This is a genomic window from Halorubellus sp. JP-L1 (assembly GCF_011440375.1).
Lineage (GTDB): Archaea > Halobacteriota > Halobacteria > Halobacteriales > Natrialbaceae > Halorubellus.
Genome location: NZ_JAAOIR010000002.1, coordinates 526922 through 551708, shown reverse-complemented (window position 1 = coordinate 551708; position 24787 = coordinate 526922). Strand labels below are relative to the sequence as shown.

Genomic DNA, 24787 nt, shown 5'->3' with positions numbered 1-24787 from the left:
TGGAGAAGATGGGCCTAACGGCTGTTTCTACGATGCATCGTCCGGGAAGGCACCGAGAGTCGGACAGAACCGTCCCGATATGACTCTGTTTTGGAAGTCAAGACCGGTGATTGCTAGCATTTCTGACCGCGATGTAGACGTACCGGAAATGGAGTTCGAAGCGTATCCTGACCAAGTCTGAATGAGGGCGTGATCGCCGAAGCGTCGGTGGGTGAGTTCGGGGACGCCCGGACGGAGCTCGCAGTTGAGGTGGATTCGTTCGCGCTCGCGCTCGTGGTCGCGCTCGCGTTCCGGGCGGTGGGGAGGCGCCACGCTGGCGGGGCGTACATGTGCTTGTCGAGGTACGCCCAGTCGTCGAACGCGCCGCTGCTGCTGTACGTGACTGCCTCCCAGGGCGAGTTGTAGTTCATGGTGCTCTCGTAGTCGTCGTAGGGGACGGCGTGCGAGTCGATGCCGGCGTAGCGGGTGGCGGAGAGCCCGAGGGAGTGCCCGAGTTCGTGCATGAGGACGTGCGCCTGGCCGCGCGTGGTGTACGCGTCGCCGTCGTCGCCGTGGGTCTGGAGGACGACGTGGCCGGTGGTCGCGAACCCGGCGACGGACTCGCCGGTCGCGCGGGCGTCCGCGACGACCATCGCGTGGTGGTAGCCGCGGGCGGTGTTGTCGAAGTGCGAGAGCCGGAGGCGGACGCTGTCGAACTCGCTCGTCGTCGGCTCCCTCGGGATGGCGTCGTCGACGACGACGTGGAGCGCGACGCCCGTGGACCCGTCCGGGTTCTCGATCGGTGCGTTCGCGAACCGGTCGACGACGAGCGCGACGGCGTCCGGGTCCGGGCGCTCGCCGCGCATGTAGTCGAGTTCGACGAAGACGTCGCGCGCGAGCGGGTCCGCGGCCGCGAGCGGGCCGGTTTCCGCCGCCTCCACGCCGTCGTCGAGGCCGTCGCCGTCGGTGTCCGCGACCGTCGGGTCGGTGCCGACGACCTCGACCTCGCGACCGTCCGCGAGTCCGTCGCCGTCCGTGTCCGCCTCGGTCGGATCGGTCTCGAGGTCGCGGACTTCGCGCCCGTCCCGGAGGCCGTCACCGTCCGTATCTGCCTCGGTCGGGTCGCTTCCGATCGCGGTGACTTCCCGGTCGTCCCCGAGCCCGTCGCCGTCCGTGTCGACGACCAGCGGATCGGTACCCGTCGACTCGACTTCGCGGCCGTCCGCGAGTCCATCATCGTCCGTATCGGTCGCCAGCGGGTCCGTCCCGAGATCGTGGACTTCGCGCCCGTCCCCGAGCCCGTCGCCGTCGGAGTCCGCCACCAGCGGGTTCGTGCCGGCGTCGCGTTCCGCGCCGTCGTCCAGCCCGTCGCCGTCGGAGTCCGCCACCAGCGGGTCCGTGCCGGCGTCGAGTTCGGAGAGCGACCGCACGCCGTCGCCGTCGACGTCCGCGACCGCGAGCCCGCCAGCGGTCGCGAGCGCCAGCGCTGCGAGAGCAACGAGTGCGCCGGCGACGGCACGCTTCGACCCCACTCCCTCGTCGTACGAACGACTGTTGCTTGAGGCTTGTGCGGCGAAGGGGTGGTCCGCACAATCGGGAACGCGACGCGGCGCGCTCCGCGTTCCATAGCGTTCACGTCCGCGCTCGTGCTCGTGTGGCTATGAGCGCGTGGCAATGAGCGAGTCCTGGCGAACGCGACTGGCGCGACTGAAGTTCAACCTCTTCCCGGTCTATCGCGGCACGGGCGGTCGCGTCCGGTACATCCGCGAGGACTGGCAGGAGATCCGCGTCGAGATTCCCTACTCGTGGCGCACGCGGAACTACATGGGGACGACGTTCGGCGGGTCGATCTACGGGGCGTGCGACCCGATGCACGCGATGCTCCTGATCAAGAACCTCGACGAGGACGAGTACGCGGTGTGGGACACCGAGGCGACCGTCGACTTCGTGAAGCCGGGGCGGACCGACCTGTACGCGCGGTTCGAGCTGGAGGACGCGGAGGTCGCAGCGGTGAAGGCGGCGGTCGACGAGGACGGCGCGGTGAATCGCGCTTACGAGGTGGACGTCGTGGACGAGGACGGGGTCGTGCACGCGACCGTCGAGAACGTCGTGCACGTCGCGAAGCGCTGAGACGGTTGTATCGGCCGCGCAGTACGGCGGCGCGAGGCGGGACGACGGCGGGAGCGTCGGTCGCACGAAGCGGGCCGTTCTTGACGCTGGACTGGCTACCGGGAGCTATGAGTCTCTCCCGGGACGACGCCCTGGACCGCGTCGCGGAGATCGTAGACGCGGTCGAGTCGGAGACGATGCCCGTGCCCGTCCGCGAGGTGTGGGTGTACGGCGACGTCGCGCTCGGTCTCGACCCCGTCGACCGACTGGACGTCTACGTGACGAAGGACATCCTCATGCGTGGCGACGCGGACCGCGCGGACGAGTTCGAGCGCGAACTCGGCGTCCAGGGCGTGGGCCAGACCGTTCGCGCCGAGTGGGCCGACGAGCACCCGGAGCTCGTGCGCGCGAACGCGAACGGGCACGCCGCCCCCGAGCGCTGTCTCGCCGCGCACCTCCTCGAGGACGACGAACCCATCCACCTCGAGGTCTGTAACGCCAGCTTCGAGGACAACGTCACGCAGCGCCTCGAGGGCGCGAAGACACGCGGCGACTGGACGCAGCTCCTGGACCCGCGCGGCGTCTGCCTGTACGCCGAGGGCCAGCGCAGCGACGAAGCCATGGGCAAGCTCCGCGAGGGCGAGCTCGCACTCCCGACGCTCTCGCGCGCCCTCGAGATGCTCGGACTCGACGAGGAGGAATCACAGGCCGCCGCGAGCGACCTGCACGCGTGGCGCGAGCAGCAGGAGGGCGCGACCGTCCGCGGCGACGTCGTATAGACCATCTTTTGTCGCGCCGCTCCCTTCGGTCGCGGCGCGCAAAACATGGGTGAAAAAGTGCACGCGAAGGATCGCTTCGAAAAGTGAACGCGAAGGGTCGCTTCGGGTCAGCCGGAAACTGTACTGGGACCGCGAGTTGCGGGAGCGCCGAGTCGCCGTCAGTCGGCGTCGACGACGGCAGTATCCGGGGGTGATGCATCGTCGCGTCGCGCTCGACGCATGCGGACGCCGAGTCCCGCCGCGAACGCGACGACACCCGCGAGTACTATCCAGAGCAGGCTGGGGTGTTCGAGACCGAGATGCAGTGGTGTGACCATACTCGAACGCGGCGTGGCCGCTACAAAGGCCTCTCGACTCGGGCGAGAATCGACGCCGCGGGAGGTCTCGGCGTCGACGGCGCTCGACGGGGTGGGTCCCGGCGTCGAACGCCCTCTCCGGTCAGGCGTCGGCGTCGAACTCGCCCACTCACGGGTCGCTTCGCTCCCCGTTCCGATTCGAGGCGACTGCGTCGCCTCGCTACTCCTCGAACCGGAACGTCCCGTCGCGCTGGACGACCTCGCCGTCGACCTCGATGAAGCTGTCCTCGCTCATGTCGACGATCATGTCCATGTGCGTCGCGGACTCGTTCAACGGTTCGCCGTCCGGGACGGTGTGCTCGATGGCCTTCCCGACCGCGAGGTGGACGGTGTCGCCCATCTTCTCGTCGAACAGCATGTTGTACGTGAACCGGTCGATGTCGCGATTCATCCCGATGCCGAGTTCGCCGAGGCGACGCGCGCCGTCGTCGGTGTCCAGCACCGCCCCGAGGACGTCCTCGTTCTTCGCGGCTTCGTACTCGACGACCTCGCCCTCCTCGAAGACGAGGCGCGCGTCCTCAATCTCGCGACCCTGTCGAACCAGCGGCATGTCGAACAGGACCTCGCCCTCGACGCTCTCCGGTCGCGGCGCCGTGTACACCTCGCCGCCGGGGAGGTTCAGTTCGCCGTAGTCGTTCGCCGTCACCATCCCGTCGACGCTCATCCGGAGGTCCGTCGTCTCCCCGGAGACGATGCGGACCTCGTCCGCGGGATCGAGGATCTCCACCATCTGCGCCTGGTGCTCGCGCTGGGCGTCCCAGTCCTTGTTCACCGCCTCGTACACGAAGTCCGCGTACGCTTCCGTGCTCATCTCCGCGTCCTGGGCGTTCCCCGGCGCCGGATACTGCGTCCCCACCCACCGCGTGTCCATCCGTTCCTCCTGGATGGCTTTCCCCGCCTTCGACGCGGCGGCCACCTTCGCCGGGTCGACGTCGCCCGTCTCGCTCGTGTTCTCGTCGCCCCGGATCAGGACGACGACGTCCGTCTCCTCCATCTCCGCGAGCCTGTGGTCGGCGAGCGAGAACGAGTCCTCGTCCGCCGCCCGCATGTACGCTCGCGACGCCCGCGGACTCCGCAGATGATACGCGGGGTTCGCGCCCTTCTCGCCGAGTTTCTCCGCGATCGCGACCACGAGGTCCTCCGCGACGGCCGGCGCGACGACCCGCACGTTGTCGTCCGCCTCGACGCTCGTTGAGTGCTCGACGATGACCTCGGCGTGCTGCTCGATGCGTGGGTCCATAGGACGACGGACTCGCGTCTCCCAATTAAGGGTTTCCAGAACGCGCCTTCTGTTCGAATACTTTCACTCCGTTCGCTCCCGGGTGGCGTCGACGACCTCGCCCTCGCCGTCGAGTTCCAGAACGAGCACGTCTCCGTCGAGTTCGATGCGGGCCTTGTAGCGCGGCGGGTCGTCGGCGACTTGCAGCGTCTCGCCGTCGACGATCCCGGGGAGCGTCCACGGCAAGCGGTCGCGGATGTTCACGCCGTGGTCGTGACAGAACGAGACGAACGCGGGCTCGCGGAGCGCCGCGACCGCCGCCGCGGACCGCGTGGTGTACCCGCAGCGCCGGCACGTCGTCCGGTACCCGTACTCGGGGAGCGCGTCGTCGTCCGCATCGGTCGCGTCGACCGTAGCGTCGACGGGCCCGTAGCACTCCGAGCAGATACCGGCGGTGACGAGGTCCAGGCGCGCGTACGTCGTCCGGACGGCGAACGCGACGAGCTCGGCGACGGTCCGGTCGGCGACCGCCGCGGGCGGGACGGTCGTCACGAGCAGCGAGTGTTCGTCGTCGCACTCGACGGTGAGGACGCCGTCCTCGAACCGCGCGGAGAGTTCGCGCTCGCAGAGCGGGCAATCGTCGCCGAGCCCGGTCGGCTCGAGGTCCGCGGCGTCGTCGTACGTGCCCGCGAGGATGGCGCCGACGACCTCGTTCCCGACGTCCGTCAGCGAGTACGTGCCGTCGTCGAGTTCGACGAACTGCCCGCGGAGCTTCCCCAGGTGGTAGTTGAAGCGCCCGGAGTCCGCGACGCCGACGCGCTCCCGGAGCGCGCTGAACGACAGCCCCGGGTCCGTGGGGTTCTCGCGCCGCTCGTCGACGAGCGCTTCGAGGATGGCGACGCGGGTCGCGTCGCCGAGCGCGGCGAACGCGTCCGAGACGCTGTCGTCGGCCATGGCTGCCCGGTGGACGCCATCCGTCAAAAATCCCCCGACGCACGCGGGGAGTGCCGAGTCGAGCCACCGTCAGTCGTCGCCGAGAGCGCCCGAACCGAGCCGCCGTCAGTCGTCGCCGAGAGCGCCCGAACCGAGCCGCCGTCAGTCGTCGCCGGGAACGCGGCCGGTCGTCACGTAGAACGGGACGGTCTCCGTTCGGCGGTAGTCGCCGTCGGCGGTCTGCGCTGCGGCTTCGCGGCCCATCTCGCGCCAGGACGCGCGGAGGTCGTCGTACTCGCCGTCGGAGAGCACCCGGCGGAGGCTCGCGGCGTCGCTCGCGAGCCCGGCGCCGTTGGCCTTCTTCGCGACCGCCTGGAGGTCGGCGTCGTCGTACGGCGGCTCGACGGTGCGCGTGTGATCGTACCGGCGCGTGGTGACGTCGACGAGACCGGCGTCTTCGAGGACGCCGGCGGCGTCCGCGCCGAGCGCGGGGTCGACCGAGGAGCCCGCGATGTACGCGGCGCGAGCGGCCCTGGCGAGTCCCGGTTCGGTCTCGACGGTCGACTCGACGGTGACGGCGGCATTGTCCGGTTCGACGACCGCGACCAGGTCGCTGGAGGCGCGCGCGAACTCCCGGACGGCGGCTGCGGGGTCGGGGAGGTTCACGAGGAGCGCCTGGCACGCGACGAGGTCGAACGCGCCGTCGCGGACCGGGAGCCGCGTCGCGTCCCCGGCGACGACGGGAACGTGCTCGCGTGCGACCGCGAGCAGGTCGGGGTCGGCGTCGCACCCGACGACCTCCCCGGGCGTCTCTCGTGCGAGCACGCGTGAGAACTCGCCGGTGCCGCAGCCGACGTCGAGCACGCGCTCGCGGCCCGGGAGGTCGAGCGCGTCCAGCGCCGCGACGGAGTCCGCCCACATCCCGCTGCGCGTGCGTTCGAGGTACGTCTCGTCGAATCGTCGCACGCGTCCACGTCCGAGAGCGTCCGGCAAAAGCGAGTCGGTCCACGCGGCCGTCCAGGCGTGGCGTGGCGTCGTGCCGCCCGAACCGTCGCGCCCCGCGTGCCGTCGCGCACGACCCCGGGAGCCGCTCAGGCCTGCTGTCTCGCGGCGACGGCGGCGATGACGAGCGTCGTCGCGGCGAGCGCGAGCGCCACCCCGAACCCGGGGACGGTACGGCCGGGGAGCGACGGGAGCGCCGAGTCGTCACTCGTCGACGCCGCACTCGCGGTCGCTCCCTCTCCGTCGCCGGACGCACCGTCGCCGCCGCCGGACGCCGCGTCGCCGCTGGACCCAGCGCTTTCCGCCGACGTGCTCGTCCCGTTCCCGGCGACGACGACGTCCGCGCTCCCGCGCCAGCGCACGACCCCGCTCCCGTCCTCCCCGATCGGCCGGCTCGCGGACGCGCCAATCGCGTACGTCTCGCCGCGCGTCGCGTTCTCGGGGACGTGCACGACCAGTTCCGCTCGCGCCAGCGCGCCCGCGGAGACGTTCTCGAACGCGAACGTCCGCGAGCGCTCGACGACCCTCGACGCCGACCCCTCGAACCCGACGACCGTCCACCCCGAGGGGAGCGGGAAGAACGACACCGACGCGGTCGCCGCGTCGTCGTCGCGGTTGTACACCGCGACCGCGACGGTCGCGTTCTCGCCGGGCGCGACCGTCTCGCCGCTCGCGCGATACGCGAGCCGGCGGTCCTCGCGGAGCGACAGCGGGACGACCGTCGCGCCCGACACCTCGACCGTCCGCACGCGACTGACGTTCCCGTCCCGGAACGCGATGACGTCGTACTCGCCGTCCGGGACGTCCACGGCGAACGACCCGTTCACGGCCGTCCGCGCCGTCCACAGGTCCGCGCCGGACTCGCCGTCGACGACCGACGCGAGCTCCGACGGCGTCGCGTTCGCGAACAGCGACTCGGGGTGCTCGGCGACGACCACCGTCGCGTTCGCCGCCGCCCCACCATCAGGCGCGGCGACGCGACCCGACACCGTCGCGTCCGCCGCCTCTCCATCGTCGACGACGTCACCCGGCTGGTCCGGCACCGAATCCGACGAGTTCGGCACCACGTCCGCGATCGGCCCGACGCCGACGGCCACCACGGCCGCCGTCGTCGCGAGCGCGAACGCCGCGAGCGCACACAGCACGACGACCGCCTGCGCCCCCGGACCGAAGCCACCCTCTGACATACCCACCGGTAGCGGGTCACGGCTGAAAGAGCCCGCGCTAACTGAATCCGCGCTTTCATCTACGCGATGCGGGAACGAGCGGCGAGTCCCCCGAACGGTTCTCTCGCTCTCGATCCTCGTACTCCTCGATCGCCCTCAGGCGTCGTGGTCGTCGCGGAGCTCCTGCACGCGGTCGACGTTCCACGCGAAGCTCTTCCCGTCCTCCGTCGGCGTCTCCAGAACGAGCGGGATCTCGCCGTCGACGATGGCGTCGTGGTTCACGAACGCACGCATGCCCTCGGCGCCGATCAGGCCCTCGCCGACGTGCGCGTGCTCGTCCTTGTTCGTCCCGCACGCGTGCTTCGAGTCGTTCAGGTGCACGCACTCGAGGTGCTCGAACCCGACGACGTCGTCGAACTCCGCCATCGTCGCTTCGACTGCTTCCGGAGAGGAGAGGTCGTAGCCCGCGGCGAACATGTGCGCGGTGTCCAGGCAGACGTCGAGGTCCTGCTCGGACTGCTCGAGGACGCTCGCGAGGTGCTCGAACTGCCCGCCGAGCTTCGTCCCACTGCCGGCGTCGGACTCGACGAGCACCGTCACGCCCTCCGGAACGTCGAGTTCGTCGAGCGCGCTCGCGGCGTTCTCGATACCGCCCTCGACGCCCGCACCCGTGTGCGCGCCCAGGTGGACGTTCACGTAGTCGATACCGAGCGCTTCCGCCGCGTCGACCTCCTGCTGCATCGAGTCGATCGACTTCTCGCGGAGGCCGTCCTTCGGCGTGCAGAGGTTCACGAGGTACGACGCGTGGATGACCCACGGCCCCTCGAGCGACGTCGCCGTGCCGTCGCGGAACGCCGCCGCCTCCTCGTCCTCGATGCTCCCGTGGTCCCACACCTGCGGGGAGTGCGTGAAGATCTGCCCGCAGTTCCCACCGATATCTAGCTGGTTCTCGACCGCGTTGTCGACGCCCCCGGCGATGGAGACGTGCGCACCGACCTTTAGCATGGCCGGAGCGACGAGACAGCGCGTCAAAGTGCCTTCGGAACCGGCCCGCGCTGCAGGGTCGCGAGCGCGAGTGCGCTCGCGCGGACCCGAGGCCGTTCAGCGAGCGTTCGGGGCGTCCCGCTCGCGGAGCCACGCGTCGGCGTCGTACTTCTCGGCGGCCAGGTCGGCGGCGGCGTCGAGTTCGTCGTCGCGCCAAGAGCCGGGGTCGGCGTCGCACCAGTCCGCGAGATGATCCTCGAGCGCGGTGACGAACGCGTCGCGGTCCACGCCCGCTTGCTCGCGCACGCTCGTCACGCGCTCGCGGAACTCCGCGGGCGCGACGTCGTGGTCCGCGAACACGCCGAGGTGCTTCTCGGTCGCGTGATCGAACGAGATCGAGCCGTGCTGGATGACGGCGTCCCGCTGGCGGTACTGCGCGTTCCCCGAGAGCTTCCGGCCGCTTCGATGCTCCTCGTCGCTCTCGTACGCGAGCACGTCGTGCGCGGGATGGATGCCCCGCAGATAACACGACGGCTCGTGGATGCTCTCGTACTCGCGGTCCGCGAAGTCGGCGTCCACGCCGACGCTCCGGATCGCGTCCAGGACGGGCTCGCAGAGCAGCTCGTAGCAGTCCATGAGGTCCCCGGGGAGTTCCGCGGCGGGCGCGACGATGCTGTAGGAGACGTCGGCGTACGAGTCGTGATAGATGCCGCCACCGCCGGTCTGGCGGCGCGTCACGTCGATCCCCTCGCGCTCGCAGTACGTCCAGTCGACGCTGTCGGCGGCCTGCCGGTACCCCATCGAGAGGCAACTCGGCTCCCAGCGGTAGACGCGAACGGTCCGGACGCCGTCGTCGACCGCGGTCCGCGCCGCGACCTCGTCCAGCGCCATGTTCGTCGCCCCGTCCCGGGCCTCCTCCCGGATCAACCGCCAGTCCCCGTCCTCGAGCGAACTCATGGCCGCGAGTTCGCCCACGGGCAGCATATGGATTTGGACTCGACGCCACCACAAACACTCGACGCCACCACGAACACTCGACGCCACCACGAACGGACGATAGCGAACCACGTCCATCTCCGAACGGACGACATGACTCGAGAGAAGACTTATCACCTGAGCGGCTCGACGTCGGTGTATGCTTCGGTATCACGTCGAGAACGTCCGGGGGTTCCTCGACGCGCACTGGGCGATCCGGTTGCTCGTCGCACCGGTCCTCGCGCTCGCGGGCGTCCTCTGCGTCGCCGCCATCGCCACGGGGAACGTCGGCGTCGCAACAGCGACGCTCGTCGGCGGCTACCTCGCGTTCGCGCTCGTCGCCGTCGCCATCGGCCTGGGCGTCGAACTGCTGCTTCGTCGGTTCACCGACGGATCGCTCGGTCCCTGACCCCGGTCGTCACGGCAGATCCCGACCACCGGTGAAACCGCCAGGAGGGAACGCTCGTCGCTACTCCGTGTCGGGATCGGCGACGGCTTCGTCGAGGCCGTCCTCGCGCATCGCCTCGTCGATGGACGACGAGAGGTCGTCCGCGACCTCGCGCTCGCCGTTGGCCTCCGCGGCGTCCTGCTCTTCCACGACCTCCGTCTCGCCCGTCAACTTCTCGAACAGTGCACCGTAGTCCGTGCCGGACCGAGACTTCGACATTGGATGATACCTCCTACTCGCACGAATCGGCCGCGTCGGGATGACCACACCACCTAATCAGTATGGGTTCGGGTCGCAGGCGACGACCAGTAGGCCTATGTCGGGCGATTCCGACGCCGACCGCATGGACTGCACGCTCCTCGGTACCGGCGACATCACGGGCGTCCCCGCCCCGTTCCGGGACCTCGACGACGCCGGCGCGAGCGCGCGCCGCCGCCGCTGCGGCCTGCTCGTCGAGACCGACGCCGCCACCCTCCTGTTCGACGCGCCACCGGACTTCCGCGACGGCGTCCGCGACCGCGGCGTTCGCAGCGTCGACGCGACGTTCCTCACGCACTGGCACCACGACCACGTCGGCGGCATCGACGACATCGCCATGGTCGCAGACCGGGTCGGCGACCGCCTCTACCGGACCGAGACCGCGAGCGAGCGCTTCTCGCGGGAGAAGCCGTACCTCGACGACGCCTTCGACGAACGCACGCTCGAACACGGCGTCCCCGTCCAGGTCGGCGACGCCACTGTCACGCCGATCCCCGTAGCTCACGACCGACCCGCATTCGACACGGTCGCGTTCCGCGTCGAGACCGGCGACGCCAGCGTCGTCTACGCCCCCGACTTCGGGACGTGGTGCCCCGACCGACCCGGCGGCGACCGCTACCGCGACGCCGACCTTGCGATACTGGAAGCGACGAGCGTCGTCTCACCCGACCTGCTCGACGAACTCGACACCACCGACGCTCCCGTCGCCGACGCCGCCGCCCACCGCACCGTCCTCGTCCACGTCAACGAACACCACCTCGAGCGCGACACCGCCACCCTCGCCGCCGACGTCGCCGACCGGGGCTACGAACTCGGCGCAGACTTCGAGACGTACACGATCTGATCCTGACGGCCGCTGTCCCCGCGAGTCACACCTCGAACCTCTACCGACGTCCCGACCTGGGCCGCCGCCACCGTATTTCGTATCGCACTAGCTGGTTTATCACTTATGTCGAGGGTGCGTGACGGGAGGCTTTTCCATCTCGCCCGACTACGGGCAGGCGATGGTCCAGAACGTCGCGCCGATGATGGTCGACCTCGAACAGGAGGACTTCAACCTCCTGTCGGGTGTCGAGCAGGGGATGCGGTTCTCGGAGTGGGTGCAGCGCGGGAAGCTCCCGGACTTCTCGGGGTTGACCGCCGAGAACGTCGAGTACCGCCTGGACCGCTGTCTCGACCGGAGCCTGATCCAGCGGAAGACGATCCAGTACGAGGGCTACAAGCTCACGCCGGAGGGCTACGACGCCCTCGCCCTGCACACGTTCGCGGAACGCGACACCGTGCAGGGGTTCGGGTCGAGTCTCGGCGTCGGGAAGGAATCGGACGTGTACGAGGTGCAGTCCTACAAGCCGATGGCGCTGAAGTACCACCGCGAGGGGTACACGAACTTCCGCGAGGTGATGAAGGAACGCGACTACACGAGCGACCGCGACCACGTCTCCTGGCTGTACACCGCGCGGAAGGCCGCCGAACGCGAGTTCGAGCGCCTGGAGGCGCTGTATCCCGACGTCGCGGTGCCGCGGCCGGTCGACCACAACCGACACGCGATCGTGATGGAGAAGATGGAGGGCGTGGAGCTGGCGCGGACGCGCGTGGAGTCCGCGCAGGTCGTCGGCGTCCTCGATCTCGTGCTCTCGGAGATGGCGACCGCGTACGACGCCGGGTTCGTGCACGCGGACATGAGCGAGTACAACGTCTTCCTCGCCGAATCGGGCGTGACGGTGTTCGACTGGCCACAGGCCGTCCCCGCCGATCACGAGAACGCGCGCGAGTTCCTCGCGCGCGACGTCGACAACATCGTCGGGTACTTCCAGCGCAAGTACCCGAGCGACGTCCCCGAACTCGACCGCGGCGACCTCGTGGACGCGCTCGTCGCGAGCGAGTTCGAGACCGTGCGCGAACACGTCCCCTGAATCGACTCCCGCGACCGGTTTTCGTCGACCGCGCTAGTTCGCCACCGATACTCGTCCTCGACGAACTCGCTCGACCCCGACTTCACACGCTCGAATCCCTGGTTCGCGCGCTCGAACGCCGGTTGTTCCCGTCACGTTCGAACGGCACGGGGCTGTCCTCGGAGAACTCCCTGTTTCTGGGCACGTCAGTGGTCGAGCGATGGTCGATCGACGCCACAAGCCTCGTCGCCGCTGACGGGAGCAGGTGGAGCCATGCAGGACCAGCGATCGTTTGGAGGGCAGGGCGCGGATTTCGGGCGTTCGCCCCCATAACTGTCACTACTTCGAACAAGAGAGGTGACGCGAGCCCCCACGAATAAACCCCATATCGCGATAGTAAATAGGGCGGACTCCGCGAATGCGACTCGAAGCGACGAGGTTCGGGCGCTTCGGAGCGGTCGCGACCGATGCGAGACGTCTACGGGCGGAAATTGGCCGTCGGGCGGTGGACGGTCTGACGGGGCGGTCGTTCGTCGACGTCGTCAGTCGCCGAACGAGTCGTCGACGTTGATGCTCCCCATCTCCGGCGTCTCGTCTCCGGCGACGGCGGTCTGGAGTTTTCCGAGGACGACGGCGAGGACGTAGATGCCGACCGCGATGAGGACGATGACGCCCCCGGCGGTCGCCTCGCCGTAGTACGAGGCGGCGATGCCGAGTGTGACGGCGAGTTCCGCGAGGACGACCGCCACCAGGAGGGATTCGTTGAAGCTCCGGGAGACCTGTGCGGCGCCGGCGACTGGGACGACGAGCATCGCGGCGACGAGGATGACGCCCATGATCTGCATCGCGCCGACGACGACCATCGCGGTCAGCATCACCATGATGCGGTTGTACCAGTTCACGGGGAGCCCGGAGACGGCGGCCGCGGTCTCGTCGAACGTGACGTAGAGGAGCTGGTTGCGGGTGAGTGCGACGACGCCGACGACGAGCGCGAACAGCACCAGGAGGATCGCGGCGCTCTCCGCGGAGACCGTCGAGAGGTTCCCGAACAGGAACTGGTTGACGCCGACCGCGAGTCCACCCGCGTTGACGCTGATGAGGGTCGTCCCGAGCGCGAACCCCGTGGAGAGCACGATCGCCATCGAGACGTCGTTGTACGCGTCGGTCGTCTCGGAGATGAGTTCGATGAATAGCGCGGCGATCATTGCGACGACGACCGCGGTGAGGTACGGGGAGACGCCGAAGTCGAAGACGGCGTTCAGGAACAGGCCGACGGCGACGCCGGCGAACCCGGTGTGCGCGAGCGCGTCGCCGATGAGCGCGAGCTGGCGGTGCACGAGGAACGTCCCGATGAGCGGTGCCATGACGCCGATGCAGAGGCCGACGAGTATCGCGCGGTGCATGAACCCGTACTGGAGGAGTTCCAGGCCGGTCGCGCCCGCGAGCCAGGACATGAGCGCCGACCAGGCGTCGAGCAGCCAGTACAGGGGTGCGAGGATTCCCGACTCGCCAGTGAACAGCGCGACGCCCGACTCGCCAGGGAATAGCGCGACACTTCCGCCGTCGGTGGCGGCGGGGACGAGTCCGTGAGTGCCGGTCATCGGTCGCCACCCAGGACGTTCGCGGCGGTCCCGAACGCGCGGGCGAGCGCGTCGCTCTCGACGAACGCGTCGGTCGGCCCGTCGAAGTAAATCTCGCGGTTCATGCAGACGACGCGGTCGGCGTGCTCGGCGACGGCACCGAGGTCGTGCTCGATGAGGAGGACGGTGATGCCCCGGTCGTTGAGGGCGTCCAGCAGGTCGTAGAACGCGTCGACGGACTCGGCGTCGACGCCGACGGTGGGTTCGTCGAGGACGAGGAGGTCAGCTTCGCTCGCGAGGGCGCGCGCGATGAACGCTCGCTGGCGCTGGCCGCCCGAGAGGTGCGTGACGCGGCGGTCGGCGAACGCGGTCATGCCGACGGTCGCGAGCGCCTCGTCGACGATCGCCCAGTCCGCGGCGTCGAGGCGGCCGAAGCCGACGTGCGGGAATCGCCCCATCTTCACGACCTCGCGGACGGTGATCGGCATCTCCTTCGAGGCGCTCGCGTGCTGGGCGACGTACCCGATGCGGGAGCCGTCGTCGAACTCGTGAGCGGGTTCGCCGAAGAGGCTCGCGGATCCCTCGTCGGGCCGGAGCAGGCCGAGCATGAGCTTCATGAGCGTCGACTTCCCGGAGCCGTTCGGGCCGACGACGGCGACGTACTCGCCGGCGTCGACGCGGACGGAGACGTTCTCGACGACGGGCGTGGCAGTGTACCCGAAGTCGACGTCGGATAGTTCGACGACCGCCGACACCTGGGTCGAGCGCGCCTCGTCCGCGGTCGCGTCGCGCTCGGCGGGCGCGACCCCGGACGCGGACGCGGACGCGGTCGCGGTGGTGGTCGGGTCGGTGCTCATTCGAAGTTCCTCCACTCGTCGGCCCAGCCGTCGGGGCCGACGTTCTCGGGGGCGTCGTTTCCGAGGACGACCTCGAACGTAGGCATGTTGACGTTGTACGCGATCTCCTCGTAGCCCCAGTCGTTCTCGACCCAGTCCTCGCGGACGCCCGCGTACGGGGTGACGGGGAAGTACGCCTCGACCTGGGTCTCGGCGAGGAGTTGCTTCGCGGGGCGACGGGACTCGAAGACGCCGTTCGCGATGTACTGGATGTCGTTGTCCTCGATGACGGCCTTCGCGTCGGCGATGTCGGAGGGCTTGACGTCGCCGCTCGCGGCGAGGTTCGTGACGAGCGGCCGCATCGTGACGTCGTACCTGACGCCGACGTACTGGAAGGCGTTGTGCGCGGCGAGTTGCACGACGTCGCGGTCGGCGGCGTCGAAGATCGCCCGGTAGTCGTCGTCGATGCGGTCGAGCGTGTCGCTCTTGTACGTCTCGGCGTTCTCGCGGAGCGTCTCCTCGTGGCCGGGTGCGAGGTCGACGACGCCGTCGGTGATGTTGTCGATCGAGGTCTTCGCGCGCTCGGGGTCGAGCCAGAAGTGCGGGTCCTTCCCCTGCTGGTCGCCGACGCCCTCCTCGTCGGGGTCGAGGGTGGCGGCGAGGTCGACGAGTTCGACGCCCTCGCGGGCGTCGATGAGCTGGGTGTCGACGTCGTCGTCCTCGAGGGTCTGGATGGCGCGGTCGGCCCACGGCTGGAAGCCGGGGCCGACGTGGAGGAACGCGTCGGCTTCGACGATGGAGCGCGTGACGCTCGCGTTGGGTTCCCAGCCGTGGCCGTGGAGGCCGGTGGGGACGAGGTTCTCGACCTGGATGGGGGTGCCGTCGACGACGTTCCGCGCGAAGTCGTAGAAGCTGAAGAACGACGCGGCGACGACCGGGCCGTCGCCGTCCGCGCCGTCCGTCCCGTTCGCGTCGTCGGTTCCGTCCGTCGGACTGTCGCCGTCTCCGGGATCGGCGATGCTCGTGCAGCCGGCGAGGGCGCTCGCGAGGAGGCCCGCGGTCGCGGCGACGGTCCGTCGCCGCGAGACGCGAGCGGGCGTTCGCGAAGCGGTGGCTTCGTTCATGGGTGCCTAGGTATAGATGAGGAGAAGGATATAGTAGTTTCTATCGAATAGTATAATTAGACTCGTCTAAACTATTTCGTCCGTCCTATCCGGCCGACGTGTCTGCTGGATGATGCTTCATAATGTCGGACCGAGGTCGCAGGCGGAACGACGAGGACCATCTCCCCTATTACTACCAGGCATAGCACGCCAGCGCGGATATTACACCTGCATGAAAGGTTTATTGGCCAGTGGCGGCAAATATTACGCATGCAAGACGGGCCCGAGTCGACGCGCTTCGAGACGCTGTCAGTGACGTACGGCGAGGAACCGACGCCTGGCGACCCGATGACCGGCGACGTGGTCTCCCCCATCCACCTCGCGTCGACGTACGCCCTCCCAGGGCTCGACACCGAGATGTCCCTCGAGGACCTCGACCCGAGCCAGGGCGACTTCGTTTACTCGCGGCTCTCGAACCCCACGCGTCACGCCGTCGAGGAACGCATCGGCGCGCTCGAGGGCGGCGAGTACGCGTACGCGTTCTCCTCGGGCACCGCAGCCATCTTCACCTTCGTCCTCTCGGTCGTCGAGCCCGGCGACCACGTCGTGGCGTTCGACGACCTCTACGCCGGTACGCGCCGGATGCTCGAGGACGTCTTCCGCTCGCGCCTCGACGTGGACGTCGACTTCGTCGACGCGACCGACGTCGAGAACGTCGCAGCAGCGATCACGGACTCCACCGCGCTCGTCTGGCTGGAGACCCCGACGAACCCCCGGATGAACATGTGCGACGTCGCGGCTATCGCCGACCTCGCACACGACGCGGACGCGCTCCTGGGCGTCGACAACACGTTCATGAGCCCGTACTTTCAGAACCCGCTCGCGCTCGGCGCGGACGCGGTCGCGCACTCGACGACGAAGTACCTGAACGGTCACAGCGACTCCGTCGGCGGCGCGCTCGTCACGAACGACGAGAGAGTCGCCGACGAGGTCGAGTTCTTCCAGACCGTCGGCGTCGGCGACATGCTCGCGCCGTTCGACTCGTACCTCCTCCTCCGGGGCATCAAGACGCTCCCCATGCGGATGGAACGCCACCAGGAGAACGCGACGACGGTCGCGAAGTACCTCGAGGACCACGAGCTCGTCGAGGCCGTCCACTACCCCGGCCTCGAATCACACCCCCAGCACGACCTCGCTACGAAGCAGATGTCGGGGTACGGGGGCGTGCTCAGTTTCGAGCTCGCCGGCGAGTTCGCGGACGCGAAGCGCTTCCTCGAGGCACTCACCGAGTTCACGCTCGCGGTGTCGCTCGGCGGCGTCGAGTCCCTCGTCGAACTCCCCGCCGGGATGACCCACGAACCGCTCTCGCCCGAGGAACGCGAGGCGCTCGGCATCACGGACACCCTCGTTCGCGCGAGCGTCGGCGTCGAACACGTCGACGACCTCCTCGCCGACCTCGACCGCGGGTTCGCCGCGATGGTCGACGGCGCCGAGTTCGAGGACCCGCCCACCGCCGACGACTGAGGGTCCGCGCGCGGGTCCAGCGGTCACCGACCACCCCGCACTCGAACCGGTACGCGGCGAGCCGAGAGCGAAACGGTTTCGGGGCGAGGGTGGCGAATGCGACCGTGAACGTGCGCCTCGAATCCGACCGACTGCAGTTCCCCGTCCTCTACCTCACGCGGTTCGCGACCGGGTTCGGGTTCGCGACGCTCGCCGTCCTCCTCGCGACGTACGTCAACCAGTACGACCCCTCCGGGCTGATGCTCGGCCTGTTCACGAGCGGGTTCGCGATCGCACAGACGGTCGCGGTCGTCCCCATCGCGTACCTCGGGGACGCCAGGGACAAGCGCAACGTCCTCGTGGGCGTGCTCGCGCTCGGCGTGCTCGCGTACGTCGGATTCGCGGCGCTCGACGTCTTCTCCGGCGGCGAGTGGGCGTTCGTCGGCGTCCGCGCGCTCCAGGGCGCGGCCGTGACGGGGTCCGGGCTGCTGTCGCTCGCGCTCGTCGGCGACCGGTCGCCGCCCGAGGACACCGCACAGTTCATCGGGAAGGCGAACGCGTGGCGGCTGCTCGCCGGCATCCTCGGCGGTGGCGTCTCCGGCGTCCTCTACGACGTGTACGGGTTCGGCGTCGTGTACAGCGTCATCGTCGGCCTCCTCTCGCTCGCGATGGCGGGCGTCGTGCTCGTGCTCGCACCCGACACCACGCGCGTCGAGGGATTCCCGTTCAGGGACCTCGCCGTGAACGCCCGCATCCTGACGCTCTCCGCCTTCCGGGCGCCGTACGCGGTCGCGGTGACGCTCGTCCGCACGTGGGTCCTCCTGTACGCGGGCGTCGAAGCGGTCCAGGGCGGCCTCGGGTTCGCCGCGGTCGCGGTCAGCGTCGTCTACGGCGCCGAGCGGTTCACGAACATGCTCTGTCAGCCGTACACGGGCCGGCTCTCCGATCGGTTCGGGCGGGCGACGTTCGTTGCGGCCGGCGGTGGCGCGTACGGACTCGTCGCGCTCGCGGTCCCGCTCGCACCCACGATCGGCGCGGAAGTCGCTCTCCCCTCGCTGCCCGCGCTCGCCGGCGCGGTCGCGAGCCTCCCCGGCGTCACGCTCGTGCTGGACGCGAACGCGACCGCGGGCGTCGTCGACGGCCTCCTCGGGACGCCCGGCGAATCGTTCCTCGTCCTCGTCGCACTCAACGGCCTGCTGGGCGTCGCGGACTCGTTCCGCGAACCCGCGAGCATGGCGCTGTTCGCGGACGAGGGCAGCGACGGCGACGGCGTCGCGTCCAGCTTCGGCATCCGCGAACTCGTCTGGCGGCCCGGGAGCGTACTCGCGCCGATGGTCGGCGGCGTCCTCACCACGAGCGTCGGCTACGCCGCCGTCTTCTACGTCGGCGGTGCGAGCGCGCTCGTCGGGGTCGCACTGTTCCTCGGCGCGCTCTGGTACACACAGGGCGCCGAGGCGCTCACCACGTGGTGACGCGGCCGTCCCTTCGTCGCCCCGCCATTCAGTCGACGCGTCCGTCCGCGAGCGGGAGCGTGACCGCGAACGTCGCCCCGGTGTGGTCGTCGTCGACGAGCTCGACGTCGCCGCCGTACGCGTCGACCGTCTCGCGGACGAGGTAGAGCCCGAACCCGGTCCCGGGCGAGTCGAACCCCTTCTCGCCCTTCTCGAAGAGCTCTTCGCGCATCGACGGATCGACGCCCGGTCCGTTGTCCGCGACGGACACCGTCGCCACGCCCGCCGATTCGTCGACGTCGACGTCCACGAACACCGCCGACTGGTCCGCGTCGTTGTGCTGGACGGCGTTCAAGAGGAGGTTCTCGAACACCTCCGGGAGGAGTTCGTCGGCTGCGACCGCGATCGACGGGACCTCCGCGTGCACGTCGACGTCGTACGCCTCCCGGAGCTTCGCGACCTCGGCGTCGAGCACGCGTTCGAGCGAGATGGGGTCGCTATCGTTGTCGTCCTCGACGAGGATGTGCATCAGGGACCGCATCGTCTCCACGAAGTCGATCATCTCGTCGAGGCGCGACGACGCCGTCTCCAGGTGCCCCTCGACCTCGTCGTCGACGTGCCCCTCGAGGAGGTTCGTGCGTGCGTGCGCGACGTTCAGGCTGTTCAGGAGGTTGTGCCGGAGCAAGCGATTGACGTACTCGAGGCGTTCGCGCTCGTGCTCGAGTTGCTCGCGGCGCTCGCGCGCGCGCTCGTCGTCGGTGACGTCCCGGAACGACGCGAACGCCGCGTCCGGGCCGTCGCCGAGCGGGACGACGTCGACGACGAACCACGCGGGCTCGCCCACGTCCGGGTCGATGCGCAATTGGTGGCCGTACGACGCCTCGCCGGTCCGGAACACCCGCGCCCACGGCCGCGCCTCCGGGGGGACGAACTCGCCGTCGGTGTCGTACACGTCGACGTCGCCGGTGCTCGTCTCCCCGATCGATATCTCGAACGCCTCGCGTGCGCGGTCGTTCGCGCGAACGACGGTGCCGTCCGCACCGACGACCACGAGTCGGTCGGGGCTCGACTCGAACAGTCGGTCGACGACGAGGCCGCGCCAGTCCCCGCTCGCTGTCGCACCACTCTCCACGAGATCGCGTCCGACGTCCGGGCCGGGGCCGGCGTCGACCGATACCACGCCGTCGTCCGATTCGACGACCGGCACGACCTCGCCGTCCATCGAGTCGACCGCGTCCTCGACTACCGCCACGACGTCGTCGTCGATCGACACGAGCGCCGTGACGTTCGCCGCGACCGCCGCCGACGCCACCGCCGCGTCCACCGACGCCGCGACGACGACCACCGGCCGCTCGGGCACCGCCTCGCGCACCCGCTCGACGACCGACGCCTCCCCCGCATCGACCGCCAGCACCACGCCCGCGGCCTCGCGCGCCCGCTCGACGGCCGCCGCCACCATCGGCACGTGCTCGACCGCGACGCCCCCCTCCGCGAGCCGGTCGGCAACCGCCGCAGAACGCGCCCCCGTACAGACGATGTCCGCCATTCGTCGAAAGATCCGTTCGCCAGTCATCAAAAGGTCGGCCCTAATCCCGCACGAATCGCGTCGACTGGACGTTCCGCGAGCGAACGCCGTCGCTGACCGAACCGTTCGAAACCGCGAAAGAAGGGTGCCGCGTCAGACCTCGTCGGGGTCCGGGAACTCGTCGTACTCCGTGATCTCGACGCCGTCCGCCGTGACCTCCGCGAGCACGAGCCCGTTCCCGGAGCCCGTGTCGCGCTCGGCCGCCGAGACGACCGCACGCGCTGCCGCCGTCTTCGCCTCGCCCATGTCGATGTCCTCGTGCCACGCCTGCTCGAGGAACCCGTACGCGACCTGCATCCCGCTGCCCGTGACGGTGTAGTCGTCCTTCATGACGCCACCGGCCGGGTCGATCGAGAACACGTGACTGCCCTCGTCGTCGACCCCACCCAGGATCGGGTTGATCGCGAAGTACGGGCCGCCGCGCGCGAAGTTCCCCGCGAGCGTCGACAGCGCCTTCATGCTCATCTCCTCGCCCCGACGCGCCTCGTAGAGGTTCACTTCCGCGCGGAGACTCGAGATGAACGACTGCGCGCCACCGACGCTCCCCACGAGCGTCATCGCCGCGGTCGGGTGGATCTCCTCGACCTTCACCACCTGCTTGTTCGAGACGAATCGGCCAGCGAGGCTGGCGCGGCGGTCCGTCGCGATGACGACGCCGTCGTCGGTCGCGATACCGACCGTCGTCGTCCCGGTCTTGTTCACGTTCTCCTCGTCCTGTCCCGCGTGCTCGCCCCAGTCGTCGGGCGCGAGTTCGGGCTCGTAGGGGTTGTCAGCGTCCATCATTCGTCATCACCGTCCACTTCCTCCTCGGCGAGGAGGTCGAGCTCGTCCAAGCGGTCGCCGATCTCCGCCGTCGACAGCTCCTCGACGCTCCCCGACTCCGTCGGGATCGTCGAGACTGCGATACCTTCCGCCGGGAAGCCCTCCTCGTCGGCCTCCGCGAGCGCCTTCAGCGCGAGGTCCACGCCCTCGTCGAGCGTGAGCGCCTCCGTGAAGTCGTCCTCGAGGCGACGCTGGATGTCCTCGCGGTTCCCGCCGATCGCGACCGCCTTCCACTCGTACGGCGTCCCCGAGGGGTCGGTCTCGTACAGGCGGGGCGTCCCGTCGTTCTCGACGCCACCGACGAGCAGCGCGACGCCGAACGGCCGCGCACCACCCGTCTGCGTGTACTGCTGGATGTGGTCCGTGACGTGCTTCGTCAGCGTCTCCACGCCGACCGGCTCGCCGTACCGGAGCTGGTTCACCTGGCTCTGGCGGCGCGCCACGTCGATGAGCTGGCGGGCGTCCGCGACGTGCCCGGCGCTCGCGATCCCGACGTGGTCGTCGATCTTGTGGAGTTTCTCGACGCTGTCGCGCTCCATGAGTGGCGACCGCGTGCGTCGTTCCGCGGCGAGCACGACCCCGTCGGGCGTTCGGATGCCGACGCTCGCGGAGCCGCGCTTGACGGCCTCGCGAGCGTACTCGACCTGATAGAGACGTCCGTCCGGCGAGAAGATTGTGATCCCGCGGTCGTACGCCTGCTGTTGATTTTGTCCTTGCATATGAGGTTCCTAACCTGAAGTAAGTGGACGAGTCCGGAAGTACTTTCTGAAGGCCGTCAGACGGCCACGTCGACTCCGTACTCCTCCATCGTACGCAAAGGTTGGACCCCACGACCTTTAAAAACTCCGCACTGGGCAACCGCGCCGGGGTCCCCGCTCTGTCTCCCGGTTTCGAGCGGGTCGTGGCCGCCCACGTCGGCGACCGTCCACGCGTCCCCGATGGCCATCCACGTGCCCGCGGTGGCGCCGTCGCGGTCCGGTGGAGGTTTGAACCCCTCCCCCCTAGCGTCGGCGTATGCGACAGCGGTACCTGCTGGTGCTCGTCGGCCTCGTCGTCGTCGCGCTCGCCGTCGGCGCGCTGCCCTCGCTCCTCCAGAGCGGCGACCCGTACCGCGTGCACGCGACCGACGTCGGGAACGCGTCGTCGTTCGACGGTGCGGCGTACGACGCGACGAACGTGAGCGACCGCCGGTTCCCCTACGTGACGGGCGCGATCGAGAACGGAACCTCAGAGCGCTACTACGAGGGGCCCTTCGGCGTGAAGGAGGCGTTCGCGCACTCGCCGTTCGACGAGTTCGGCGCGATCGAGACGCGCGCGCCGGCAGCGATCGACGACGGCGTGGCGCACGTGACGTACGACGGAACCGTTTACCGGCTCGAAATCGTCCGGGAGGACGCATGACGCCGGACCTCCCCGACTCCGACCACCCGGCAGGCGAACTTCCCGACCCCGAGTGGCCCGTCCGCGAGTCCGTCGCCGAGTACGAGACGCCGTGGTTCACGGGCGGCCGCGACCGCGTCGAGCAACCCGACGGCAGCGAGAAGGACTACTACTGGGCGGCACTACCCGACGCCGTCGTCGTGGTGGCGTCGACGGGCGAGGAGGTCGTGTTCGTCGAGCAGTACCGGCCGACGATCCGCCAGACTCAGACCGAGCTCCCGGCGGGCATCGTCGAGGACGGCGAGTCCTACACGACCGCCGGAGCGCGCGAACTCCGCGAGGAGACCGGGTTCGACCCCGCCGGTACCGTACTCCTCCAGGAGGTGTGGTGCTCGACGGGCCTGCTCCGGCACCGCCGCGGGTACGTGTTCGCGGAGGGCCTGACGCCGTGCGAGCGCGAACTCGACAGCAACGAGTTCCTCGAGGTGACGTCCGTTCCCATCGAGGACGCGCTCGCGGTGGCGCGCGACCCGCCGACGAACGACGCGACGCTCGAAGGGCTCTTGCTCGCGAAGGAAGACGGCCTCCTCTGATCGCGAGCGACGACGGCCTCCTCTGATCGCGAGCGACGACGGCCTCCTCTGATCGCGAGCGACGACGGCCTCCTCTGATCGCGAGCGACGACGGCCTCCTCTGGGGGCGGCGGTCAGCCGAGCGCGATGAGGGAGACGCCGCCGACCGCGAGCCCCGCGGCCGCGAGTCGCGCACGGAACCGGGGTTCGTGGAGGACGACCCCGCCGAGGACGACCGCCACGATCGCTTGCGCGTTCACGAGCGGCGACGCGACGCTCGCCGCCAGTTCGACGAACGCGATCGCGACGACGTGCTGGCCGACCGCGGCGAGGACCGCGAGCCCGACCAGGGGTCGCCAGTCGGCCGCGACGTCGACGTCCCTCGGCCACGCGCGGTACGCGAGCGGCGCGAACAGCACCGCGACCACGGGGAAGAGGACGACGACGAACGTCGCCGGGTCGACGCCGAGGTCGCTCACGAGGTGGCGCTTCCCGACGTCGACGACGCCGAACGTCGCCGCGGACGCGAGCGCGAGCTGGCCGGGACGGAGCGTGACCGCCCGCCGCAGGGGCGTCACGAGGTCGCCCTGGTAGTTCGCGAGGTAGAGCGCGACCGTCACGACGAGCACGCCCACGACCTGTAGCCGCCCGAGTTCGGTCCCGGGGAGGAGCGCCAGCTCGATCGGGAGGACGAACAGCGGCACGACCTTACTCACGGGCGTGACGTAGGACACGTCACCGAGCGTGAGCGCGCGGAAGAACGCGAGGATGGCGACGCCCGCGAGCGCCGACACCCCCACGAGGACGGCGAGCGCGTACGCGTCCGTCGGGAGCGTCGCACCGCTCGCGACCGCGACCGGCGCGTACAGCACGGTCGCGATCGCGTACACGCAGACGACGAACACCGTGTCCGGGTAGTGCCCGAACCGGTACTTCACGAGGAACACGTACGTCCCGAACACGACCGCGCCAGCGAGCGCCAGCGCGATACCCACCGAACTCATCTGCGAGTGACTATCGAGAGCGTAGGGAAAAGCCCCGCTATGTGTGCTCGGTATGGGTTCGTTCGGTGCGGGGCCGAGTCACACCACGCGCGGTCCCGCGACGCCGTCGCAGCCCAATGGAGTCGGGCGCTACCGACGACGCCGTCGCTACCCCGGTAAACGCGCGAAAGAAGTCGAGAGTTCGGTCGCCGCCGACCGTCGACCGCGCGAGCGGTTACTTGCCGCGGCCCTTGCCGCCGTTGTTCGAGGGTCGAGTGTGCTCGGTACCCTTGCCCTTGAACGTGAGTCCGCGGTTCTGCTTGCCGGCGCTCGTGAGGCCACGGAACGCACGCGACTCGTGCTGGTTCTCCGTGATCCACGAGAGGTCGTCGTCGTTCTCGATAGCGGGATGCTCCGGGTCCACCATGATCACTTCGTGCCACTTCTGCGAGCCGTCCTCGCCGACCCAGTACGAGTTCAGCACGCGGAGGTTCTTGTACTTGCGAGAGGCGCGCTCCTCGGCGATCCGCTGAATGTTCTTCCGGCGACCGATGCGGTTCACGCCCTGGCGCTTCGAACGCCGCCCCTTCTTGTGGCGGGACTTGCGGGCGGTCCCCTTGCGGACGCTCACGCGAGCGACGACGACGCCCTGCTTGGCCTTGTAGCCCAGTTCGCGGGCCTTGTCCAGGCGAGTCGGTCGGTCGACGCGCTCGATCGCGCCCTGGTCGCGCCAGTCCTGTTTGCGCTGCCACTGGAGTTCGGCGAGCTTGCCGTCGCCAGGGTCGCGCCACGCTTCCTTGATGTGCGAGTAGAAACTTCGTGCCATTGTTGGTTCACCCGGGCGTTGTCCGGTTCAGTCCCGAAGGGACCAC

The 24787-nt window shown here is 69.4% G+C and carries 26 protein-coding genes; 9 read left to right on the top strand and 17 right to left on the bottom strand.

Annotated elements, in window-relative coordinates:
• Positions 1-113: 113 nt before the first annotated feature.
• Complete coding sequence (locus G9C85_RS11250) at positions 114-1511, bottom strand: hypothetical protein (protein WP_193570698.1); 1398 nt, start codon at positions 1509-1511, stop codon at positions 114-116.
• A 142-nt stretch (positions 1512-1653) separates the two neighbouring features.
• Here G9C85_RS11250 and G9C85_RS11245 point away from each other — a divergent pair, with 142 nt between their 5' ends.
• A complete protein-coding gene (locus G9C85_RS11245; RefSeq protein ID WP_166039960.1) occupies positions 1654-2109 on the top strand; it encodes a DUF4442 domain-containing protein in 456 nt (151 codons plus the stop codon).
• A gap of 107 nt (positions 2110-2216) precedes the next feature.
• Positions 2217-2867 carry a hypothetical protein gene (locus G9C85_RS11240; RefSeq protein WP_166039958.1) on the top strand — a complete coding sequence of 217 codons (651 nt, stop codon included), beginning with the start codon at positions 2217-2219 and terminating at the stop codon, positions 2865-2867.
• A gap of 158 nt (positions 2868-3025) precedes the next feature.
• Here the strand turns inward: G9C85_RS11240 and G9C85_RS11235 are convergent, their stop codons facing one another.
• From G9C85_RS11235 to G9C85_RS11205, 7 genes are all read right to left on the bottom strand, one after another.
• On the bottom strand, positions 3026-3184 hold the full coding sequence (locus G9C85_RS11235) for a hypothetical protein (RefSeq protein ID WP_166039028.1): 159 nt from the start codon (positions 3182-3184) through the stop codon (positions 3026-3028).
• A gap of 199 nt (positions 3185-3383) precedes the next feature.
• A complete protein-coding gene (locus G9C85_RS11230) occupies positions 3384-4463 on the bottom strand; it encodes an aminopeptidase (protein ID WP_166039956.1) in 1080 nt (359 codons plus the stop codon).
• A gap of 63 nt (positions 4464-4526) precedes the next feature.
• Positions 4527-5396: a helix-turn-helix transcriptional regulator gene (locus G9C85_RS11225; RefSeq protein ID WP_166039954.1), complete on the bottom strand. Its 870-nt coding sequence runs from the start codon at positions 5394-5396 to the stop codon at positions 4527-4529.
• 141 nt (positions 5397-5537) lie between these two features.
• Positions 5538-6341 carry a methyltransferase domain-containing protein gene (locus G9C85_RS11220; protein WP_166039952.1) on the bottom strand — a complete coding sequence of 268 codons (804 nt, stop codon included), beginning with the start codon at positions 6339-6341 and terminating at the stop codon, positions 5538-5540.
• A gap of 125 nt (positions 6342-6466) precedes the next feature.
• Complete coding sequence (locus G9C85_RS11215) at positions 6467-7564, bottom strand: hypothetical protein (protein ID WP_166039950.1); 1098 nt, start codon at positions 7562-7564, stop codon at positions 6467-6469.
• A 135-nt stretch (positions 7565-7699) separates the two neighbouring features.
• Entirely contained in the window at positions 7700-8548 is an 849-nt protein-coding gene (locus tag G9C85_RS11210) for a deoxyribonuclease IV (protein WP_166039947.1), read from the bottom strand.
• Positions 8549-8644: 96 nt separating this feature from the next.
• Positions 8645-9484, bottom strand: coding sequence for a biotin/lipoate A/B protein ligase family protein (locus tag G9C85_RS11205; protein ID WP_166039945.1), 840 nt, complete (start codon positions 9482-9484; stop codon positions 8645-8647).
• Positions 9485-9662: 178 nt separating this feature from the next.
• On the opposite strand from G9C85_RS11205, the gene G9C85_RS11200 reads away from it, so the two are divergent.
• Positions 9663-9911: a hypothetical protein gene (locus G9C85_RS11200; protein WP_166039943.1), complete on the top strand. Its 249-nt coding sequence runs from the start codon at positions 9663-9665 to the stop codon at positions 9909-9911.
• Between the two features lie 60 nt (positions 9912-9971).
• On the opposite strand, the gene G9C85_RS11195 is transcribed toward G9C85_RS11200, so the two are convergent.
• Positions 9972-10169: a hypothetical protein gene (locus tag G9C85_RS11195; protein ID WP_166039941.1), complete on the bottom strand. Its 198-nt coding sequence runs from the start codon at positions 10167-10169 to the stop codon at positions 9972-9974.
• 97 nt (positions 10170-10266) lie between these two features.
• On the opposite strand from G9C85_RS11195, the gene G9C85_RS11190 reads away from it, so the two are divergent.
• A complete protein-coding gene (locus G9C85_RS11190) occupies positions 10267-11052 on the top strand; it encodes an MBL fold metallo-hydrolase (RefSeq protein ID WP_205254348.1) in 786 nt (261 codons plus the stop codon).
• A 160-nt stretch (positions 11053-11212) separates the two neighbouring features.
• Positions 11213-12121: an RIO1 family regulatory kinase/ATPase gene (locus G9C85_RS11185; protein WP_166040931.1), complete on the top strand. Its 909-nt coding sequence runs from the start codon at positions 11213-11215 to the stop codon at positions 12119-12121.
• 521 nt (positions 12122-12642) lie between these two features.
• Here G9C85_RS11185 and G9C85_RS11180 read toward each other — a convergent pair.
• From G9C85_RS11180 to G9C85_RS11170, 3 genes are read right to left on the bottom strand one after another with little or no spacing between them, the layout of a single operon-like run.
• Positions 12643-13701, bottom strand: a complete 1059-nt coding sequence (locus tag G9C85_RS11180; RefSeq protein ID WP_166039939.1) for a metal ABC transporter permease — start codon at positions 13699-13701, stop codon at positions 12643-12645.
• Complete coding sequence (locus G9C85_RS11175; protein ID WP_166039937.1) at positions 13698-14537, bottom strand: metal ABC transporter ATP-binding protein; 840 nt, start codon at positions 14535-14537, stop codon at positions 13698-13700. Before G9C85_RS11175 ends, G9C85_RS11180 begins: the two co-directional genes overlap by 4 nt.
• Positions 14534-15640, bottom strand: coding sequence for a metal ABC transporter substrate-binding protein (locus tag G9C85_RS11170; RefSeq protein ID WP_166039935.1), 1107 nt, complete (start codon positions 15638-15640; stop codon positions 14534-14536). Before G9C85_RS11170 ends, G9C85_RS11175 begins: the two co-directional genes overlap by 4 nt.
• 249 nt (positions 15641-15889) lie before the next feature.
• Here G9C85_RS11170 and G9C85_RS11165 point away from each other — a divergent pair, with 249 nt between their 5' ends.
• Both G9C85_RS11165 and G9C85_RS11160 read left to right on the top strand, forming a co-directional pair.
• Positions 15890-17143 (top strand): PLP-dependent aspartate aminotransferase family protein, encoded by a 1254-nt coding sequence (locus G9C85_RS11165; protein ID WP_166039933.1) that lies wholly within the window; start codon positions 15890-15892, stop codon positions 17141-17143.
• 104 nt (positions 17144-17247) lie between these two features.
• A complete protein-coding gene (locus tag G9C85_RS11160) occupies positions 17248-18594 on the top strand; it encodes an MFS transporter (RefSeq protein WP_369680799.1) in 1347 nt (448 codons plus the stop codon).
• Between the two features lie 28 nt (positions 18595-18622).
• Here G9C85_RS11160 and G9C85_RS11155 read toward each other — a convergent pair whose 3' ends face one another.
• The 3 genes from G9C85_RS11155 to psmA form a co-directional block, all read right to left on the bottom strand.
• Positions 18623-20119, bottom strand: coding sequence for a PAS domain-containing sensor histidine kinase (locus tag G9C85_RS11155; RefSeq protein ID WP_166039931.1), 1497 nt, complete (start codon positions 20117-20119; stop codon positions 18623-18625).
• A 132-nt stretch (positions 20120-20251) separates the two neighbouring features.
• Positions 20252-20941, bottom strand: a complete 690-nt coding sequence (gene psmB, locus G9C85_RS11150; RefSeq protein ID WP_166039929.1) for an archaeal proteasome endopeptidase complex subunit beta — start codon at positions 20939-20941, stop codon at positions 20252-20254.
• Positions 20938-21699, bottom strand: coding sequence for an archaeal proteasome endopeptidase complex subunit alpha (psmA, locus tag G9C85_RS11145; protein WP_166039927.1), 762 nt, complete (start codon positions 21697-21699; stop codon positions 20938-20940). Before psmA ends, psmB begins: the two co-directional genes overlap by 4 nt.
• 295 nt (positions 21700-21994) lie before the next feature.
• On the opposite strand from psmA, the gene G9C85_RS11140 reads away from it, so the two are divergent.
• Together G9C85_RS11140 and G9C85_RS11135 are read left to right on the top strand one after the other, a co-directional pair.
• On the top strand, positions 21995-22381 hold the full coding sequence (locus G9C85_RS11140) for a hypothetical protein (RefSeq protein ID WP_166039925.1): 387 nt from the start codon (positions 21995-21997) through the stop codon (positions 22379-22381).
• Positions 22378-22953, top strand: coding sequence for an NUDIX hydrolase (locus tag G9C85_RS11135; RefSeq protein WP_166039923.1), 576 nt, complete (start codon positions 22378-22380; stop codon positions 22951-22953). The genes G9C85_RS11140 and G9C85_RS11135 overlap by 4 nt, the downstream gene beginning before the upstream one ends.
• A 113-nt stretch (positions 22954-23066) precedes the next feature.
• Here G9C85_RS11135 and G9C85_RS11130 read toward each other — a convergent pair whose 3' ends face one another.
• Together G9C85_RS11130 and G9C85_RS11125 are read right to left on the bottom strand one after the other, a co-directional pair.
• Entirely contained in the window at positions 23067-23936 is an 870-nt protein-coding gene (locus tag G9C85_RS11130) for an EamA family transporter (RefSeq protein WP_166039921.1), read from the bottom strand.
• Positions 23937-24150: 214 nt separating this feature from the next.
• On the bottom strand, positions 24151-24741 hold the full coding sequence (locus G9C85_RS11125; RefSeq protein ID WP_166039919.1) for a 50S ribosomal protein L15e: 591 nt from the start codon (positions 24739-24741) through the stop codon (positions 24151-24153).
• Positions 24742-24787 lie beyond the last annotated feature (46 nt).